This window comes from Helicobacter suis (assembly GCF_902196125.1).
In the GTDB taxonomy this organism is placed as follows: Bacteria; Campylobacterota; Campylobacteria; order Campylobacterales; family Helicobacteraceae; genus Helicobacter; species Helicobacter suis_B.
The window spans coordinates 1-3,757 of the sequence record NZ_CABIKG010000032.1 but is presented as its reverse complement, the minus strand read 5'-3'; the positions used below and the strand labels follow the sequence as shown (position 1 = coordinate 3,757).

Sequence of the window (3,757 nt, the reverse complement as noted above, 5' to 3'; positions counted from 1 at the left end):
TAAAGACTTTCAGCCACTCACTAGCGCCACTAAAGTGGATAAAAAAGCTAGTGGCGTTATTTCTGTGCCTAAAGTGCAAACTAGCGCCACAACAAGCCCTAAATTAGGCGCGCTTGAATGGAATATTAAAAAAGAAGTAGACCCTAAAAAGGCGGAGGAATTAGCTAAAGCTCTGCACGATCTAGCCCGCTCCTCTATGAGTGAATATGCTAAAAAGATTGATGATATTAAGCAAAAAACGCAAGAATGGATTAAGGCTGGGGTTAATAAAAATCTAGCGCTTAAAGAGCAAAAACGCCTAATCGCCGCGCTAAATGAATCTATGGCAAAAGAGAGAAATAGCGCGCAATTAGACTACTTAGAGCAAATGGCTAAGACTAAAATAGAGTTAATGAGCGCGGGATTAGATCAAAATATCGCTAAGGAAAATCTAGCCTATGAACAACAAATACGCCACTTAAATGAGGAGAGCGCTAAAAAGCTTGAAAGCGGAGCGCTTTCCCTTGATCAAATTAATAAGCAATATAACGCCCTTAGTGCTTTGCATAATAAAAAGATCAAAGATATACAAGAGGCGGCACAATTAGAGGCACAAAAGGCCAAAGAAGCCGCCGACGCGCTAGCAATTGCGAATAATCAAGAGTATTTGCAAAACGAGTTAAATATAAAGCAACGCGCCATTAACTTAATGCAAGAGGGCACTTTAAAACAAATTGAGTTAGAAAAGCTTAGACACGAACAAGAGATCGCCAACTTAAACAAAGAAGTAGCGGCCAAAGTGGCGGCTAATAAGATGAGCATAGATCAAGCTAATAAACTCTATGAGTTAGAAAGCGCCCAACATGAGGCTAATTTAAAAGCAATAAATGCGGCTAAAACGGGGGTTAAAGGCGCGTTTAACTTAGATTTAAGCGGGGTTTTTCAAAGTGGTTTGAGCAATGGCATTGAGGGGGCGCGTGATAGCTTTGTGAGTATGGCAAGCGATGGTTTTAAACAAGGCTTTTTAGCCCCTATTTTAAAGGGTGATCTTAGCGGAGCGCTTAAGGGCATTTTAGGGGATAGTTTTAAAATTGATGGGGATAGCTTTTTAGGCAAGTTTGAGGCCGTGTTAAAAGGGGGGTTTGAAAAGTTAGGCTTAGCATTGGCTGGCTTTGGCGCGGGTGTGGCTAGTGGGAATTTAGTAGGGGGTTTGATTGACACTCAAGGGGATAAAGCCGCGCAAAAAAGAATGAAAACGGGTAATCTCATTGGCAGTGGTGCGGGCGCTGGAGTGGGCGCGGCATTAACCCCCATTTTAGGCCCACTTGGCCCCGTATTAGGCGGAGTCTTTGGGGGAGTGTTAGGCACACTCATAGGGGGCTTTAGTTCAAAAAAGGTTGAAACAACTTTAGTTAATAAAGGCATTGAGTTTTTTAATACAGCCACATCTAAAGAAGTTAACGCGAAGTATTTTAAAGACATGCAACAAACCACTACTAATAAAACATGGTGGGGGCTAGTTAGCAAAACTTCTAAGAAATTTTGGACAGAATACAGCCAAGTGGGCACTTATGCGAGTGAGCAGATCAAAAAAAGCTTATTTACTTATGAGGGATTGATCGCGCAATTTACCGGGGCTTATAAGAGTTTGAGTATTTCAGCGGGCAGGTATAAAGATATTTCAACCGCGTTAATTGGTAGCGCTGATGATTTTATCGGCGCGATTATGGGCATGCAAACTAGAATCGTTGAGGAGATTAGATATACCGAAGTTACAGACAGAGCCCCTAATATTCAGCGCAATAAGTGGGATATTGCTAGATCACAATTAAGACAAGGGGAGGAATTAATAGATGCCTATGAAGCGCAAAGCTGGGATTTAGGTAAAGGCTGGTGGCATAGCAGAGTAGCGGCTAAGATTAGACGCCAAGAAAACGAGGCGGTTAGCGCGGTGCGCAACATCTGGCAAGACTATGCCAATAGCATAGGTAAAGATATTAATAAGGCCATTCAAGAGGCTTTTAGCGGTTTAATGAAAAAGAAACAAGATTACACCACTTGGCTGTATGATTTTAAAGGGCAGAGTGATAAGAAATTTCAATACATAATGGATTTAGCTAACTCTGAAAAAGAGCGCATTCTAAAAAACATGAATTACACGGCAGAGGTGAACATGGATAACTACCTAGAATGGATGGATAACATGTTAGCCGCAAATCCTGCCCCCTATTTAATTGAACAAGTTACCCAAGTAGGGGAGTGTATTAAGCAAGCAGCAGAGGCACATAAAAGCTTAGAGGAAGTGCTAAATAACCAAGCAAACGCGGCTAAGAAAACCAAAGAGGCGGAGGACAGATTAAGAGAAAATCGCGAGAAGTACCGCGTTGATTTGATGTTGCTTAAAACTAAGCAAAAAGGACAAGGCATTAGCCTAGAGCAAAAAACGGCTAATAGCATTGATAGCAAAATTCTAGCCACTTTACAAAATATGTTAAGTTTGCAGCGATCACAAGCGCTAAATGCGCAATAGAAGTTACAGGCTAGTCTAAAATAAGCAAAAAGGAAAGACAATGGCCGTTTTTAAAATAGATCGTAGCTTTATAGAATTTAGCACCACACTTGCGGGCAAAGAACAGCGCTTTCGCTACTATGCGCTAAATGATTATCAAAACAAACAACTAGCTAGCTTAAGTATGCAGGTGCAAAACCAAAGCGCGCTAGATTCATTTTTTCAAACCCAAAATGAAATTATCGCGGATAATTTGGAATGTATCTCCGATGAGCAAAACGCCCAAGAGATTCAAGATCAATTTTTAGAAACGCTTAAGCAAAATGGCAAAAGCGCGGATTTTTTAAACTTTGTACAAGAGGAGTTAGAGGTACTCAAAAAAGCAAAAAAGCCCAATTTGAAAGCCTAATTAAGCAACATGCCTTAAGAATTAAAGGTACAACTTTATTAGTTGAGGAAGAGAGCAGCGATCTAGAAGTTTTAGAGCTTTTAGAATGCTTTATTTTATCTACTCATCTTAAGCCAGTGGGGGGCATGAGTGATTATATTAGCGTGCAATTAGACACAATGGCGGCCTTTGAGGTGTGCAAGAAATACAACTTTGATAAAGTAGAGGCTTTACGCGTGTTAAAAAACGCTGTGGCCTTATTTTCAAATATTATTAATGGAGAGTAAATGCGATTGACTCAACCCCATTTGATCCCAGATACTTTAAGCTATGAACTGATTAAAAACGCGCTGCAGTCTGAGCGCTTTGAGGAGATCACTAAAGTGGGGCGCTATTTTTTGCGCTTTGATCCACAAGTGAGCGCAGAAGTCTATAAAAGGCGTTTGTTAGTGGCGCGTTTACCGGTGGTCTTAGAAAGTAGCGATCTGAAATTGCAAGAGGCCTTTAACAAGATTCAAAAGCACGGGTGGTATCACTTTGTTTTTAGCATGACAGATGCGCTTTTTTTTGGGTGTGCTTACTTTTTTAGAGGTTATAAAAACGGCGGCTTGAATTATAGCCCTATTGACGCAAAATATCTAAATTGTGATTTAGAAGGCAATGTATTTGTCTATTCAGGCAGCCAGCGTATTTATTTAGATAATCGCGCTGATGTACTCAAAGTGGGACAAATTGATGTATTCAATTCTGTTTGTTACCGTGTTTTATCCATAGCCGCGCTAAAGTTTGTAGCCATGAGTAAATACATGACTTATTTAGAAAATCTAAGCGTACCGCCACTCATTCTTAAAAGCGATGGCTTTGAGGACGACAAAGAATTA

Annotated in this window: 2 protein-coding genes and 2 pseudogenes; all 4 read left to right on the top strand. The window is 40.5% G+C overall.

The window, feature by feature from the left end; genetic code table 11:
- Positions 1-2,509, top strand: a pseudogene (locus tag G6Q00_RS08080) (hypothetical protein); the annotation flags it as partial.
- Between the two features lie 40 nt (positions 2,510-2,549).
- A complete protein-coding gene (locus G6Q00_RS08075; protein WP_163532739.1) occupies positions 2,550-2,897 on the top strand; it encodes a hypothetical protein in 348 nt (115 codons plus the stop codon).
- A gap of 125 nt (positions 2,898-3,022) precedes the next feature.
- Positions 3,023-3,163 carry a hypothetical protein gene (locus G6Q00_RS08070; protein ID WP_163532738.1) on the top strand — a complete coding sequence of 47 codons (141 nt, stop codon included), beginning with the start codon at positions 3,023-3,025 and terminating at the stop codon, positions 3,161-3,163.
- Positions 3,164-3,757, top strand: a pseudogene (locus G6Q00_RS08065) (phage portal protein family protein); the annotation flags it as partial. It lies immediately after the preceding gene.